At 68.4% G+C, this 14,776-nt stretch carries 11 protein-coding genes; 6 read left to right on the top strand and 5 right to left on the bottom strand.

Annotated elements, in window-relative coordinates:
* Positions 1–63: 63 nt before the first annotated feature.
* The gene (locus BSP_RS03220) at positions 64–1,044 is read right to left on the bottom strand and encodes a threonine/serine dehydratase (RefSeq protein WP_054764441.1); all 981 of its coding nucleotides are present in this window, start codon (positions 1,042–1,044) and stop codon (positions 64–66) included.
* A gap of 58 nt (positions 1,045–1,102) precedes the next feature.
* Here BSP_RS03220 and glpK point away from each other — a divergent pair, with 58 nt between their 5' ends.
* Complete coding sequence (gene glpK, locus BSP_RS03215; protein WP_054764440.1) at positions 1,103–2,599, top strand: glycerol kinase GlpK; 1,497 nt, start codon at positions 1,103–1,105, stop codon at positions 2,597–2,599.
* Positions 2,600–2,647: 48 nt separating this feature from the next.
* Positions 2,648–3,739, top strand: a complete 1,092-nt coding sequence (locus BSP_RS03210) for a phosphotransferase family protein (protein ID WP_054764439.1) — start codon at positions 2,648–2,650, stop codon at positions 3,737–3,739.
* Positions 3,740–3,751: 12 nt separating this feature from the next.
* On the opposite strand, the gene BSP_RS03205 is transcribed toward BSP_RS03210, so the two are convergent.
* The 4 genes from BSP_RS03205 to BSP_RS03190 form a co-directional block, all read right to left on the bottom strand.
* On the bottom strand, positions 3,752–4,534 hold the full coding sequence (locus BSP_RS03205; protein WP_054764438.1) for a thioredoxin family protein: 783 nt from the start codon (positions 4,532–4,534) through the stop codon (positions 3,752–3,754).
* A gap of 69 nt (positions 4,535–4,603) precedes the next feature.
* The gene (locus BSP_RS03200; RefSeq protein WP_152949277.1) at positions 4,604–6,811 is read right to left on the bottom strand and encodes a prolyl oligopeptidase family protein; all 2,208 of its coding nucleotides are present in this window, start codon (positions 6,809–6,811) and stop codon (positions 4,604–4,606) included.
* Positions 6,812–6,957: 146 nt separating this feature from the next.
* A complete protein-coding gene (locus tag BSP_RS03195) occupies positions 6,958–9,117 on the bottom strand; it encodes a prolyl oligopeptidase family protein (RefSeq protein WP_152949276.1) in 2,160 nt (719 codons plus the stop codon).
* Positions 9,118–9,209: 92 nt separating this feature from the next.
* The gene (locus tag BSP_RS03190; RefSeq protein ID WP_152949275.1) at positions 9,210–10,010 is read right to left on the bottom strand and encodes a potassium channel family protein; all 801 of its coding nucleotides are present in this window, start codon (positions 10,008–10,010) and stop codon (positions 9,210–9,212) included.
* 138 nt (positions 10,011–10,148) lie between these two features.
* On the opposite strand from BSP_RS03190, the gene dapF reads away from it, so the two are divergent.
* The 4 genes from dapF to BSP_RS03170 all read left to right on the top strand — a co-directional run bounded on the left by dapF (position 10,149) and on the right by BSP_RS03170 (position 14,767).
* Positions 10,149–10,979, top strand: a complete 831-nt coding sequence (dapF, locus tag BSP_RS03185) for a diaminopimelate epimerase (RefSeq protein WP_152951041.1) — start codon at positions 10,149–10,151, stop codon at positions 10,977–10,979.
* 139 nt (positions 10,980–11,118) lie between these two features.
* Entirely contained in the window at positions 11,119–13,476 is a 2,358-nt protein-coding gene (locus BSP_RS03180) for an NADP-dependent malic enzyme (protein ID WP_152949274.1), read from the top strand.
* Positions 13,477–13,478: 2 nt separating this feature from the next.
* The gene (gene rsmI, locus BSP_RS03175) at positions 13,479–14,351 is read left to right on the top strand and encodes a 16S rRNA (cytidine(1402)-2'-O)-methyltransferase (RefSeq protein ID WP_054764433.1); all 873 of its coding nucleotides are present in this window, start codon (positions 13,479–13,481) and stop codon (positions 14,349–14,351) included.
* Positions 14,348–14,767 carry a YraN family protein gene (locus BSP_RS03170; protein WP_152949273.1) on the top strand — a complete coding sequence of 140 codons (420 nt, stop codon included), beginning with the start codon at positions 14,348–14,350 and terminating at the stop codon, positions 14,765–14,767. The genes rsmI and BSP_RS03170 overlap by 4 nt, the downstream gene beginning before the upstream one ends.
* Positions 14,768–14,776: the final 9 nt, after the last annotated feature.

Here is a 14,776-nt window from a genome sequence, read left to right as displayed (position 1 = left end):
CGTCTTCTCCTCCGTCTCTCTATTTTCCAAGACCTTGACCCAGCTCCGGAGCAGTGAAAAGGGTCAACCCTCGAACCGCCCCTCGATGATCGCGGCGTAAAGCCCGGGATCGACATTGCCGCCGGACAGGATCAGGCCTGTCGTCCGGCCCGCGCCCTCGACCTTTCCGGCCAGCAGGGCCGCCAGGGACACCGCCCCGCCGGGCTCCACCACCAGTTTCAGATGGCGGAAGGCGAACCGCACCGCCTCGGCGACCTCGGCGTCGGACACGGTCGCCGCACCGGCCAGCCGCCTGTTGATCGGCCAGGTCATAACCCCCGGCATGGGGCTCATCAGGGCGTCGCAGATCGAGGGCGGCCCGGCCGGATGCCCGACCCGTTCCCCGGCCGCCAGCGACCGAGCCGTGTCGTCATAGGCTTCGGGCTCGACCACCAGGACGCGGGTCTCGGGACTGCGTTCGGCCATGACCAAATTGATCCCGGCCATCAGTCCCCCGCCGGAGGCGCCGCACAACAGCTGGTCCATCGGCGCGTCGGCCTGGTCCAGCATCTCCAGCGCCGTCGTCCCCTGGCCCTCGATGATGAAGGGATCGTCGAACGGCGGCACCAGGACGCAGCCCCGCTCGGCGGCGATGGCGGCGCCGATCTCTTCCCGGCTCTCGGTCCAGCGATCGTAGAGCCGCACCTCGCCGCCGAAACCGATCACCCCCTCGACCTTCACCTGGGGCGAGTCCGACGGCATGACGATGATCGCCGGAGATCCCACCAGAGCCGCGGCGGCGGCCACGCCCTGGGCATGATTGCCGGACGAGAAGGCCACGACCCCGCGCGCCTTTTCCTGGGCATTCAGCCGGCTGATGCGGTTATAGGCGCCGCGAAACTTGAAGGCCCCGGCCCTTTGCAGGTTCTCCGCCTTCATCAGAACCCGGCCGCCGACCACGGCGTTCAGGGCGGGGCTCTCGATCAGGGGCGTGCGGACGGCGACACCGTCGATCTGGCGGGCGGCGTCGAGAACGCCTTCATAGCTGGGCAGGTGCGTCGTCATATGCTCCCCTTAGCCCGACCGCAGGCGTCGCCCAAGACGGCGCAGGGAGAGAAAGACAATGAGCCTGATCCTCGCCATCGACCAGGGCACCACCTCGACCCGGGCCATCGCCTTCGAGGTCCGGGGCCACGACTTGCGCCCGGTCGCCGTCAGCCAGATCGAACTCGCCCAGCATTTCCCCCACTCCGGCTGGGTCGAGCATGACGCGGGCGAAATCTGGTCCGCGACCTTGCAGACCTGCCGCGAAGTGGTGCGCCAGGCGGGCGGCGTCGACCGGTTCGCCGCCATAGGCATAACCAACCAGCGCGAAACCTCGGTGATCTGGGACGCAGCGACCGGCGAACCCCTTTGCCGCGCCATTGTCTGGCAGGACCGCCGCACCGCCGAGGTGACCGCCCGCCTGACCGCCGAGGGGCGTGAGCCGGGTGTCCAGTCCGCCACCGGCCTGATCCTCGATCCCTATTTCTCGGCGACCAAGTTCGCCTGGCTGCTGGACGCCGTGCCGGGGGCGCGCGATCGGGCGGCGCGGGGCGAGGTCAAGCTGGGTACGATCGACGCCTGGCTGATCTGGAAACTGACCGGCGGCCGGGTTCACGCCACCGATGCGACCAATGCGGCCCGGACGGCCCTGATGGATCTGAAGACGGTCGAGTGGCGCGACGACCTGTGCGTCCTGTTCGACGTGCCGCGCCAGGCCCTCCCCGCCGTCGTCCCCTGCGCCGGCCTGATCGGCGAGACCGATCCGGCGCTGTTCGGCCGCCCCCTGCCCATCGCCGGATCGGCCGGCGACCAGCAGGCCGCCCTGGTCGGCCACGGCGCGCTGAAATCCGGTGACGCCAAGATCACCTATGGCACCGGCGCCTTTCTGGTGGCCAATGTCGGCGAGACGCCGGTCGCCTCGACCCGTCGTCTGCTCGGCACGCTCGGCTACCGGGCCGAGGGCCGCACCGCCTATGCGCTGGAGGGGTCGATCTTCTCGGCCGGTTCGGCGATCCAGTGGCTGAGGGACGGGGTCAAGCTGATCTCCGAATCCCGCCAGTCCGAAGCCCTGGCCCAGAGCCTGGCCGACAACGGCGGGGTCTATCTGGTCCCCGGCTTCACCGGCCTGGGCGCCCCCTGGTGGGAGCCGGAGGCGCGCGGGACCGTGGTCGGGCTGACGCGGGATTCAGGCCCGGCCCATTTCGTCCGCGCCGCCTTGGAAGCCCTGGCCTATCAGACCCGCGACCTGCTCGACGCCCTGGCCCAGGACGGCGCCCCGCCGCTGAAGACCCTGAAGGTGGACGGCGGCGTCACCGCCAACAGTTTCGCCATGCAGTTCGTCGCCGACATCTGCGAGGTCGAGGTCGAACGTCCGGCCTTCCAGGAGATGACGGCCCTGGGCGCCGCGCGTCTGGCGGCCCTGGGCGTGGGTCTGATTTCCGATCTCGAAGCCCGTCCGGTTGAGGCCCCGGCCTGCTGGAAGCCCCGGATGAAGCCCGACGAACGCGACCGTCTGCTTTCGGGCTGGCGTCGCGCGGTCAAGGCCGCCATCATCGCCGCGCCGGAGCGCGCCTAAGACGCGGGCGGCTCTAGGGAAACGCTGAAAGAACCGACTGGGCTGTACATGACCGACGCCTCCGCCGCCGACGCGCCTCTTCAGGATGCTCAAGCCGCCTTTTCCGGCACGCGCGAGGTCGATCCCCGCTATCGGCTGGACGAGGCGGGGCTGGACGCCTGGATGACCGAAAACGTCGCGGGCTACGCCGGCCCTCTGACGGTGCGCCAGTTCAAGGGCGGTCAGTCCAATCCCACCTATGAGCTGACCACCCCGACCGCCGCCTATGTGCTGCGCCGCAAGCCGCCGGGCCTGCTGTTGCCCAGCGCCCACGCCGTCGATCGCGAATTCCAGGTCATCTCCGCCCTGGCCGCTCAGGGCTTTCCCGTGGCCAGGCCCCACGCCCTCTGCCTGGACGAGGGCGTCATCGGCTCGATCTTCTATGTGATGGACAAGGTGGAGGGCCGTATCTTCTGGGATCTGAAACTGCCCGGCCTCAGCCCCGCCGAGCGCCGGGCCATCTATCACGCCCAGACCGACGCCCTGGCCCGGCTTCATGCCTTCGATCCCGCCGCCATCGGCCTGGCCGACTATGGCAAGGCCGGCAACTATTTCGCCCGTCAGGTCGGCCGCTGGACCAAACAGTATCGCGCCTCGGAGACCGAGGCCGTTCCCGCCATGGACCGACTGATCGATTTCCTGCCGACCAGCCTGCCGCCGGAGGGTCCCTGCCGCATCGTCCACGGCGACTTCCGCCTGGACAATATGATCCTGGCTGAAGATCGGGCGGACGTCCGCGCCGTTCTGGACTGGGAGCTGTCGACCCTGGGCGACCCCATGGCCGACTTCTCCTATCTGCTGATCGCCTGGGCCATCCCCGCCAGCCTGCGAAACGGCCTCGCCGGCGCCGATCTGGAGGCCCTGGGCATTCCCTCGGTCGAGGAAACGGTGGACCGCTACGCCGCCGCCACTGGGATGCGACCTGCCGATCTCGAGTGGCTCTACGCCTATAATCTGTTCCGTCTCGCCGCCATCTGCCAGGGCATCGCCGGCCGTGTCCGCGACGGCACGGCGGCCAGCGCCCACGCTCGCAGCATGGCCGCCCAGGTCGGGCCGCTCAGCGAGGCGGCCTGGACGTTTGCCAAGAAGGCGGGGGCCTGATCCGCCTCGGCTTCAGCCGTCTCGATCCGCCCCGCCGGACCCGGAGGTCGGCCTGCGGACGGCGGCGCCCAGAATGCGCCGATCCGCCTTGTCCTGAATCATCACGACCACAGCGTCCTCGTCCCGCGTCTGAGGCAGGGGGTACAACATCGGCCGGCCCCGCCAGTCGCCCAGGCGCGTGACGTCGCGGACCACATTCAGCTGGCGCACCTCGCGGCCGCGGTTTTCGCCGCGACCGACCTCGACCACCTGGACGCCGGGCGTATAGGTGACGGCCAGAACCTCGGCCCCGCCCGCCGGGACGCGGCCCGAGCCGACGCCGACCTGATCGCCGCCTTGGCGGAACTCGATCTCGGGCGGCCAAGCGCGGCGGCCCGCCGCCTCGAGGATGGCGGTCTCAAGCTCAGGTCCGCGCACGCCCGAGACCTGTCGGCGGCCGTCGATGACCACCTGGGGCGTGGAGACGCCGCGCTGACGCAGGGCGGCGCGATAGGCCCGCTGGCGCTGAGAAAACTCAGGCCGGGCGAAGGTGTCGGTCCAGCCCAGATAGTCCCAATAGTCGACCCCGTAGGTCAGGGCGATGACGCGCGGCTCGGCCGCAGCCCGTTCGACCGTGGCATTGGCCTCCAGACAGGCGCCGCACCCCTGGGCGGTGAACAGTTCGACCACCACCGGCGGTCCGGCGGCGACGGCGTGCCGCCCCGGCCGCGAGGCGGCGGGCTGGGCGACCGATCCAGCGCATAGGGCGGCGCCCGCCGTGATTGCCGCTGCAATGATCCCGATCCTGTGTCTCATGGCGACGTTCTTAACCGCCGGGCGCGCAGGCGGGGGTCATAAGTGCGTGACCCTCGCCTGCGGCGGCGTTCAGTCCATCAGCTGCTGGGAGAGATAGACATAGTGGCGGGCCCAGCGCCGCGCGTTGGCCACGGGGTCGGCGTCGTTCGAATGGCCGCCGGCCGTGTCCTCATAATAGAGATGGTCGTGGCCCTGGTCGCCCAGCCGGGCGGCGAACTTGCGCGCATGGCCCGGATGCACCCGGTCGTCGCGGGTGTTGGTGGTGATGTAGACGCGCGGATAGTCCACGTCCGGCCGCAGCTGCTGATAGGCCGAATATCGGGCGATCCATTCCGCCTCCTCAGGAATGCGCGGATCGCCGTATTCGCCGATCCAGGAGGCGCCGGCCGGCAGCTCGTGATAGCGCAGCATGTCGATCAGCGGGCTCTCGATCACTGCGGCGTTGAACAGCTCCGGGTGCTGGGTGATCGACACCGAGGTCAGCACCCCGCCGTTCGACCGGCCATAGATGCCCAGACGACGCGGGCTGGTGATCCCGCGCCGCTCCAGGTCGCGCGCCACGGCGGCGAAGTCGTCGAAGGCCTTCTGGCGGTTTCCGTCCAGGGCCGCCTGGTGCCAGTCGGGCCCGAACTCGCCGCCGCCGCGGATATTGGCCTGAACGAAGACCCCGCCCCGCTCCAGCCACAGCTTGCCCATCTCGGGCTTGTAGGCCGGGTTCAGACTGACCTGGAACCCGCCGTAGCCGAACAGGATCGTCGGGTTCGACCCGTCCAGCCTCATGTCGCGCGGGCGGGTGATGAAATAGGGGATGCTGGTCCCGTCGGTCGAGGTCGCCTCGTACTGCTCCACCACATGGGTCGAGGCGTCGAACTTGGCCGGAGCGGATTTCAGCTCGGTCAGGGTGGTGGAGCCGACCGAGGCGAGGCTCAGGGTCGGCGGGGTCAGGAAGCCCTGGGTCGAGACGAAGACCTGGCCCTTGGACTTGGAGGAGTCGCCCAGGCCCACTGCGATGTTTTCTGGCGTCGCCACATCCTGGCGGCGCCAGCCGAATTCGCCCCGGTTCTCGAAGATCGCCAGCCGCCCGGCCACATTGTCGGACAGGGAGGCGACGACCTGGCGATCCAGCACCCGCACGTCGCCCAACGACTGACGGGCGGCCGGCTCATAGATCAGAAGGGCCTGGTTGCTGACGCTCAGATCGTCGCGGTCGGACCGCAGATGGTTCAAGGGTATGGAAAGCAGGGAACCGGGCTTGTAGGCGAGGCCGTTGAAGGTCCAGGCCTCGTCATTCGAGACGATCAGCAGGCCCCCCTGCGCTCCGAAGACGCTGACCCGGTCCGGCAGGGCCAGTTTCACCGTCGATCCGTCATGGGCCATCATCCAGGTTTCGGAGCGGAAGGTGTCCAACGGGCGGGTGATGATCACCGCCGTGACCCGGCCGGTCTTGTCGCGATAGACCGCCGGGCTGACGCCGTAGCCGCCGTCCGAGGCGTCGCCGCGATAGTCTTCGACCGCCTGGGCCAGGGTCTGGCCCCGCTTCAGGGTCTTGACGATGAAGGGATAGCCGGACTCCGTCAGACTGCCGGGTCCGAAGTCGGTGGCGACCAGGAGCGTGTCGCGGTCCAGCCATTCGATCCGGTGCTTGCCCTCGGGCAGGTTGAAGCCCCCGTCCACGAAACGCTTGGTGGTCAGGTCGAACTCGCGCACCACCACCGCATCCTTGCCGCCGTCCGACAGATTGATCAGGCAGCGGGTCTCGTCCGGCGCCAGGCAATCGGCGCCCTTGAACACCCAGTCCTTGCCCTCGGCTTTCGACAGGGCGTCGATGTCCAGCAGGGTCTCCCACTGCGGGGTCGCGGTGCGGTAGCTCTCTAGCGTCGTGCGACGCCAGACGCCCTTGGGATTGGTCGCGTCCTGCCAGAAGTTGCCGACGCCGTCGCCGAGGAAGGACGGGCCGGGGATGCGGTCGGTGGCGGTCAGGATGGCCTGGGCCTCGGCCCGGAAGGTCTCATAGCGCGGGTCGCCGGTCAGGGTGGCCAGGGACTTGCGGTTCTCCTCGGCGACGAAGGCCATGGCCTCGGCCCCGTCCACCTGCTCCAGCGCCAGATGGTCGTCGGCCGCCGCGACGCCGGCCGGGGTCAGGTCGCGGGGGAAGTGCGGCGGGGGAGCGTCGTTGGTCGATACGACGACTTCATCTGAACCGATCGCAACGGGCGTGCTCGCACAGGCTCCCATCAGAAGCGCCGGAATGGCGGCGGACAGGATCAGGTGACGCATTTAAAAACTCCGCTCATCCCCGCGAAAGCGGGGACCCAGACCTTTGGGCGTTCGGCGCCGCCCATGTGTACTGAACTGGATCCCAGCCGCCGAACCTCGCGAAAGCACTGGGTCCCCGCTTTCGCGGGGATGAGCGAAGAGAGACCTTACTCCTTCGCCGGCGTGTCCATCAGCCGCCGCGACAGATAGGTGTATTCCAGCGCCAACCGCCGCGCCGTCTCTTGCAGGTTGGCCCCCGCCGCATGGCCGCCGTCGGTGTTCTCGTAGAACAGGACCGGATAGCCCAGCTCTTCCAGACGCGCCGCCGCCTTGCGGGCGTGTCCCGGGTGGACCCGGTCGTCCTTGGTCGAGGTGTGGATGAAGACCTCGGGATAGGGCTGGCCCGCCCGCAGGTTCTGATAGGGCGAATAGGCCTGGATCCAGGCGCGTTCTTCGGGAACGTCGGGGTTGCCGTATTCCCCGATCCACGAGGCGCCGGCCAAGAGCTTGTGGAAGCGCAGCATGTCGAACAGGGGCACCTGGATGACGGCGGCGTTGATCAGGTCCGGCCTCTGGGTCAGCATCGCCCCCATGAACAGCCCGCCCTGCGAGCCCCCCATGATCCCCAGCTTCGGCTGGCTGGTGATGTCGCGCGCGATCAGGTCCAGAGCCACGGCCTGGAAGTCCTCGTGCGCGCGCTGGCGGTTCTGCTGCAGGGCCGCCTCGTGCCAGCGCGGGCCGAACTCGCCGCCGCCGCGCGTATTGGCGATGACATAGACCCCGCCCCGCTCCAGCCACAGCTTGCCGACCGTGGCCGAATAGCCGGGCAACAACGAGCTTTCGAAGCCGCCATAGCCGTACAGCAGGGTGGGGTTGGACCCGTCCAGCGGCATGTCCGCCTTATGAACCACGAAATAGGGGATCATGGTCCCGTCGGCCGAGCGGGCCTCGTGCTGGTCCACCGTCATGCCGGTGGCGTCGAACTTGGCCGGCATCGACTTGACCTGATCGACCGCTCCGGTCGCCGCATCGGCCAGCCACAGACTGGACGGGTTCAGATAGCCGGTGACGCTGACGAAGACCTTGTCGTCCACCTCAGACGCCGAGCCGACGCCGACCGAGACGTTCTGCGGCAGGTCCAGGGTCGAATAGGTCCATTCGGTCTCGCCGGGACGATAGACCCGAACCGAACCGCGCACATTGTCGTACAGGGCCACGACCAGGGTGTTGCGGGTCGCGTTCACACCCTCGACCGCCTGGCGCTCGGTCGGGCGCAGCACCAGGACGGCAGGCGTCGCCGGATCTTCCAGCCAGGCGTCCAGCGGCCAGGCGATCAGGTCGCCGCTCTTGAAGTCCTGCCCGGACGGCGCGGTCCAGTCCTGTTTCAGCGAAACCACCAGCTTGCCGGCGACCAGGCCGGTGATGTCCGACTTGGCCGGCAGGGTCAGTTTGACCACGGCCCCGTCGTCGGTGACGCGATAGGTCTCGGACGAATAGAAGTCGATCGACCGGTTGATCAGGGTCGCCTTCAGCTCCCCGTCTGCGTCGCGCAGCGTATAGCCGGACACCGACACATCCGTCGGCTCGCCCATGAACAGGACGTCGGCCTGATCCAGATTCTCGCCGCGCCGCATCCGCTTGATCACCATCGGATAGCCCGAGTTGGTCAAGGTGCCAGGGCCGAAGTCGCGCGCGACCAGAAGGGTGTCCTTGTTGATCCAGCTCGCCCCGCCCTTGGATTCCGGCAGATAGATCCCCCCTTCGACGAAGCTGCGGGTCACGCTGTCGAACTCGCGCAGGGTCACCGCGTCCTTGCCGCCGTTGGACAGGCTGATCAGGCAGTAGCGCTCTTCGGGGGCCAGGCAGGTCGAGCCCTTATAGACCCAGTTGGCGCTCTCGGCCTCGGCCAGGGCGTCGATGTCCAGAACCGTCTCCCACTGGGGCTCGGCGGTCTTGTACGAGTCCAGCGTCGTGCGCCGCCAGACGCCGCGCACATGCTGGGCGTCCTGCCAGAAGTTGTCGATATGGCCGTCGTGGGTGAAGCCCGGCGCGGGGATGCGGTCGCGCGACTGGACGATCTCCAGCGCCTGCTGGTGCAGGGTTTCATAGCGGGGATCGCCCTGCAGCACGCCCAGGGAGTGGGCGTTGTGCGCCTTGACCCATTCCATGGCCCGCTCGCCCTCGACCTCCTCCAGCCAGACATAGGGGTCGCTCGCCTCGCTGGTCGCAAAGGCCGGGGCGGAGGGGGCGGTCTGGGCCATGGATACCGAGGTCAGGCTGGTGGAGGCGAGAAGGGCCGCGAGCACGGCGGCGGATGAGCGGATCATGGACAGTCCCCGAAATGACGACCGGCACCTTAACGACGGCCCGCCCGGCGGCAAGGCGAGGCGGCCGACCCTTACGGTTTTGTCATCTTCGCTCAGCCCTCGTCGGGAATGCAAAGCAGATTGCCGCAGGCCTTGCAGTGGACGGCGTCCGGTTCATGCGTCTGAAGGCCGCAGCGGTCGCAGGGGTGGCGGACCTTGTGCGGCTTGATGATGGCCTGGGCCAGCCGCAGGAACAGGGTGATCCCCACCAGCATGATGGCGATGGACAGAAGCCGGCCTGCGGACCCCGGCAGGGTGACGTCGCCGAAGCCGGTGGTCGTCAGGGTCGCCACGGTGAAATAGAGGGCGTCCACATAGCCGCTGATCCCGTCATGCCCCAGGAAGGTGGCGTAGACGAAACCGGTCACGACGAAGACGAAGGTCACGAGACCGGACAGGGCCCGCACCACCGCCTCCACCCGCGTATCGTCATAGCGGGAGCCGACGGTCCGCCAGAAGAAGTCCGAATTCAGCAGGGTCCACAGCCGCAGCAGCCGCAGGAAGCCCAGGTTGAACAGCCAGATCGGGAACAGCAGGGTCGCCAGGACGAACAGGTCCAGCCAGACGATCGGCTTCTTCAGCCAGTCGCGAATGTCCGAATAGGCATAAGCCCGCGCCGCCAGATCGGCCGCGAGCAGGGCGGCGATCAGATAGTCCAGCACATAGAAGGCCCACCCCATGTTCTTCAGTATGGGCGAGGCCAAAAAGAAGGCGATGATGGTGAAATCGACGGCGATGACGGTCAGTCGGAACCGCACCGCCGGCGGCTGGCTGCCGTGATACAGATAGCGCAGCCGGGCGCGCAGACGCAGGCTGTCGGGCTTGCCTTCAACGACCGTCGGTTCGAGTTCGATCTCAGACGCCTTTCATCCGGCGGCGCGTGTCAGGGGGCGGGCCGCAGCGGGCCAATCAATCGCGAACCGCCGTCCATGTCCAACGGTTCCGAGAGCCGAGCCGTTTCCTCACGGCCGGAGCCGGCCTATATTCCGGCCATGACCCGATCCTTCGTCAAGATGAACGGCGCCGGCAACGACTTCGTCGTTATCGACGCCCTGGGCGCGCCCTTCCGGCCGACGCAGGATCAGATCACGACCCTGGCCGACCGCGCCTCGGGGGAAGGGTTCGACCAGCTGATCGCCATCGAACCGTCCGACACGGCAGACGCCTTCATGCGGGTCTGGAACGCCGACGGCTCCATGGTCGAGACCTGCGGCAACGCCCTGCGCTGCGTGGGCTGGCTGCTGATGGAGGCCAAGGGCTCCGACCGGGTCGTCATCGACACCGCCGCAGGCCCGACCACGGCGTCCCGCGCCGGCGACCACAGGGTGACGGTCGATATGGGCCGGCCCCGGCTGGACTGGACCGAAGTCCCCCTGGCCGAAGAGATGGACACCCGCGGCATCGAGCTTCAGCTCGGCCCCATCGACGCGCCGATCCTGCACACGCCGGGCGCCGTCTCCATGGGCAATCCGCACGTCGTCTTCTTCACCGACCGGCAGGATGACGCCTTTGTGACCGGCTCCGGCTCCCTGGTCGAACACCACCCCCTGTTCCCAGAAGGGGTCAATGTCGGCTTCGCCCATGTGCTGGACCGCGGCCACATCCGGCTTCGGGTCTGGGAGCGGGGCGCCGGCCTGACCAAGGCCTGCGGCACCGGCGCCTGCGCAGCCCAGGTGGCGGCGGTCCGGCGCGGCCTGACCGACCGCAAGGCCACCGTAGTCGTCGACGGCGGCGAGCTGACGATCGACTGGGATCCGGCGACGGACCATGTGCTGATGACCGGCCCGGTCGAGGTCGAACGCACGGGCGCGCTGACCTTCTGAAAGCCCGGTGGTTGACGCTGACGCGAAGGGAAACTTGCGCGCGCGTCTGTGAACCTTCCGGGGCGTCAAGACTTGGCGCGGCCCTTCCCAAGCTCTAGGACACGAACGGTTACAGCCGCGCCGAACCCTGGACGTCCCGATGCCCGATCTGACAGAAAAACAGACCTTCTCCGACCAGGAGGCGCTGGATTTCCACCGCATCCCCACGCCGGGGAAGATCTCGATGGCCCCGACCAAGCCGATGGCGACCCAGCGCGACCTGTCGCTGGCCTATTCGCCGGGCGTGGCCGTGCCGGTCCTGGCCATCGCCCAGGATGCGGACAAGGCTTACGAATACACCTCCAAGGGCAATCTGGTCGCCGTCATCTCGAACGGCACCGCCATTCTGGGCCTGGGCAATCTGGGCCACATGGCCTCCAAGCCGGTGATGGAGGGCAAGTCGGTCCTGTTCAAACGCTTCGCCGATGTGGACAGCTTCGACGTCCAGGTGAAGACCACCGATCCGGACGAGTTCATCACCGTGGTGAAGAACATCGGCGACACCTGGGGCGGCATCAATCTGGAGGACATCAAGTCCCCCGAATGTTTCGTCATCGAGAGCGAACTTCAGGACCTGCTGGACATCCCCGTCTTCCATGACGACCAGCACGGCACCGCCATCATCTCCACCGCCGGCCTGATCAACGCCTGTCATGTCGCCGGCAAGCGGCTGGACGAGGTCAAGGTGGTTCTGGCCGGCGCCGGCGCCGCCGGCCTGTCGTCCATCGCCCTGATGAAGGCGGCCGGGGTCAAGGCCGAGAACACGGTCATCTGCGACAAGGAGGGCGTCGTCTACAAGGGCCGCGAACACGGCATGGACCAGTGGAAGGCCGCCCATGCGACCGACACGCCCCACCGCACCCTGGCCGAGGCCATGGTCGGCGCCGACGTGGTGCTGGGCCTGTCCGCCAAGGGCGCGATCACCAAGGAGATGGTGGCCTCCATGGCCCCCAATCCGATCATCTTCGCCATGGCCAACCCCGATCCCGAGATCACGCCGGAAGACGTCAAGTCGGTCCGGTCGGACGCCATCATCGCCACCGGCCGCTCGGACTATGTGAACCAGGTCAACAACGTCCTGGCCTTCCCCTATCTGTTCCGGGGCGCCCTGGACGTGCGGGCGCGCCGGGTGAACCATGAGATGAAGGTGGCCTGCGCCCAGGCCCTGGCCGCCCTGGCGCGCGAGGACGTGCCGGACGAGGTCGCCGCCGCCTATCGCGGCCGCAAGCTGAAGTTCGGCCCGGACTACATTATCCCGACCCCCTTTGATCCCCGGCTGATCTGGTACATCCCGCCCTTCGTCGCCCAGGCGGCGATGGATTCGGGCGTGGCCCGCGTCCAGATCGACGACATGGACGCCTATCGCAACGCCCTGCGCTCGCGCGTCGATCCGTCCGCCGCCCTGATGCAGAAGATCAACTCGGCCGTGCGCGGCGGACCCAACAAGCGCATCGTTTTCGCCGAGGGCGAGGAGCCGGCCGTCATCCGCGCCGCCTGGGGCTTCAAACAGGCCGATCTGGGCACCCCCATCCTGGTCGGACGCGAGGATCTGATCCGCCAGAACGCCGCCGAGGCCGGGCTGAATTTCGACGATCTGGGCATAGAGATCACCAACGCCCGCGTCTCCGGCCACAATGTCGAGGACACCGACTGGCTGTACGAGAAGCTGCAGCGTCGCGGCTATCTGCGCCGCGACGTTCAGCGGATGATCAACCAGGACCGCAACTATTTCGCCGCCACCCTGGTCGCCAAGGGCCGGGCCGACGCCATGGTCGCCGGCGTCACCCGCAACTTCAACATGGCCCTGAAAGAGGTCCAGCGCGTCCTGGACGTGGACGACACCCTGATCGGCCTGTCGATCCTGCTGGCCAAGGGCCGGACCCTGTTCGTCGCCGACACCACCATCCACGAACTGCCGGACGCCGCTGAGCTGGCGGACATCGCGATCAAGGCCGCCGAGACGGTGCGCAAGCTCGGTCGCAATCCGCGCGCGGCCTTCCTCAGCTATTCCACCTTCGGCAATCCGCCCGGCGACCGGGCCGAAAAGGTTCGCGAGGCGATCCGCATCCTGGACAAGAAGGGCGTCGACTTCGAATACGAGGGCGAAATGCCCCCCGAGGTCGCCCTGGATCCGAAGGGCCATCCCGCCTACGCCTTCAACCGCCTGACCAAGCCGGCCAACGTCCTGGTCATGCCGGCCATCCACTCGGCCGCCATCTCGACCAAGCTGGTCCAGGCCTTGGGCGGCGCGACCGTCATCGGACCGCTGCTGGTCGGGCTGGAGAAGCCGGTCCAGATCGTCTCCCTGGGCGCTTCGGTCAGCGAGATCATCACCGCCGCCACCTTCGCCGCCTATGACGCCGGCCCCGCCTTCCAGGGCTCGGGCCTGACCTCGGCGCCGCGTCCGCCCGCCGCCGTGGTCGAAAAGCCGAGCACGGCGGTGCCCCCCACCGTCTGATCATGAGCGAACCCGGCCTCTTCCCCCCCGCCGCCCCCCCGCCCCGGCGGGTGGAGCCGGGTCTCTATCTGGTGGCGACGCCGATCGGGAACCTGCGCGACATGACGCTCAGGGCGCTGGACGTGTTGGCCGCCGCCGACCTGGTCCTGGCCGAGGACACCCGCGTCACCGCCAAACTCCTGTCCGCCTATGGACTGAAGGCGAAGCTGGAACGCTGCGACGACCACGCTTCCGGTCGTGCGGCCGAACAGGCGATCGAGCGCCTCCGGAGCGGCGAGGTGGTGGCCTTGGTCTCCGACGCCGGCACGCCCCTGGTGTCCGATCCCGGCTTCGTCGTCGCCCGCGCCGTCATCGCCGAGGGCCTGCCGGTCCACCCCATTCCCGGCCCGTCCAGCCTGCTGGCCGCCCTGTGCATCGCCGGCCTGCCCGCTGACCGCGTCCTGTTCGCCGGCTTCCTGCCGCCCAAGACCGCCGGGCGGACCGCCGCCCTGGAAGGGCTGAAAGGCCAGCGCCAGACCCTGGTCTTCTTCGAAAGCGGGCCGCGCCTGCGCGACAGCCTGACCGACATGGCGGCGGTTCTCGGCCCTCGCCCGGCCGCCGTGGCGCGTGAATTGACCAAGCTGTACGAAGAATGCGTGCGGGGCTCGCTGAACGAACTGGCGGTCGATCCCCGACTGGATGCGCCCAAGGGCGAGATCGTCGTGGTCATCGGCCCCGGCGAAGCGGAAGAAGCGACCCAGGCGGACGCCGACGCGGCCCTGACCGACGCCCTGACCCGGCTTTCGACCGGAGAAGCCGCCTCGGAAGTCGCCCGCGCCCTGGGCCTGAACCGCAAGTCCCTGTACCGCCGCGCCCTGGAGCTTCAGGGCAAGTGAGCCCCCGCCTGCCCCGCCCGACGCCGGAGCGACGTCCGAAGGCGGCCTGGCGTCAGGCCAAGGGGGGCGCCGCCTTCAAGGCCGGTCATGCGGCGGAATGGATCGCCGCCCTCTGGCTGATGCTGAAGGGCTATCAGATTCTGGGGTTTCGGCTGAAGACCCGCTCCGGCGAGATCGACCTGCTGGCCCGTCGCGGGCGAACCCTTGCCGTGGTGGAGGTCAAGCGCCGCGCCCGGCTCGACCTCGCCGTCCTGGCGCTGAAGCCCACCCAGCATGATCGGCTGGTTGCAGCGGGCGAGGCGGTCCGGCGCAATCGCCCGGCCCTGCAACCACTTGAATTGAGAATTGATATGGTGGCGCTGGCTCCCGGTCGATTTCCGCGTCATCTTCGCGGCGTTCAGAGGCGCGGGAACTGAAGGGATCGC

Source organism: Brevundimonas sp. Bb-A (genome assembly GCF_009394735.1).
Taxonomy (GTDB): domain Bacteria; phylum Pseudomonadota; class Alphaproteobacteria; order Caulobacterales; family Caulobacteraceae; genus Brevundimonas; species Brevundimonas aurantiaca.
The sequence above is the reverse complement of the archived record's forward strand: the minus strand, read 5'-3'. Positions and strand labels throughout refer to the sequence as shown.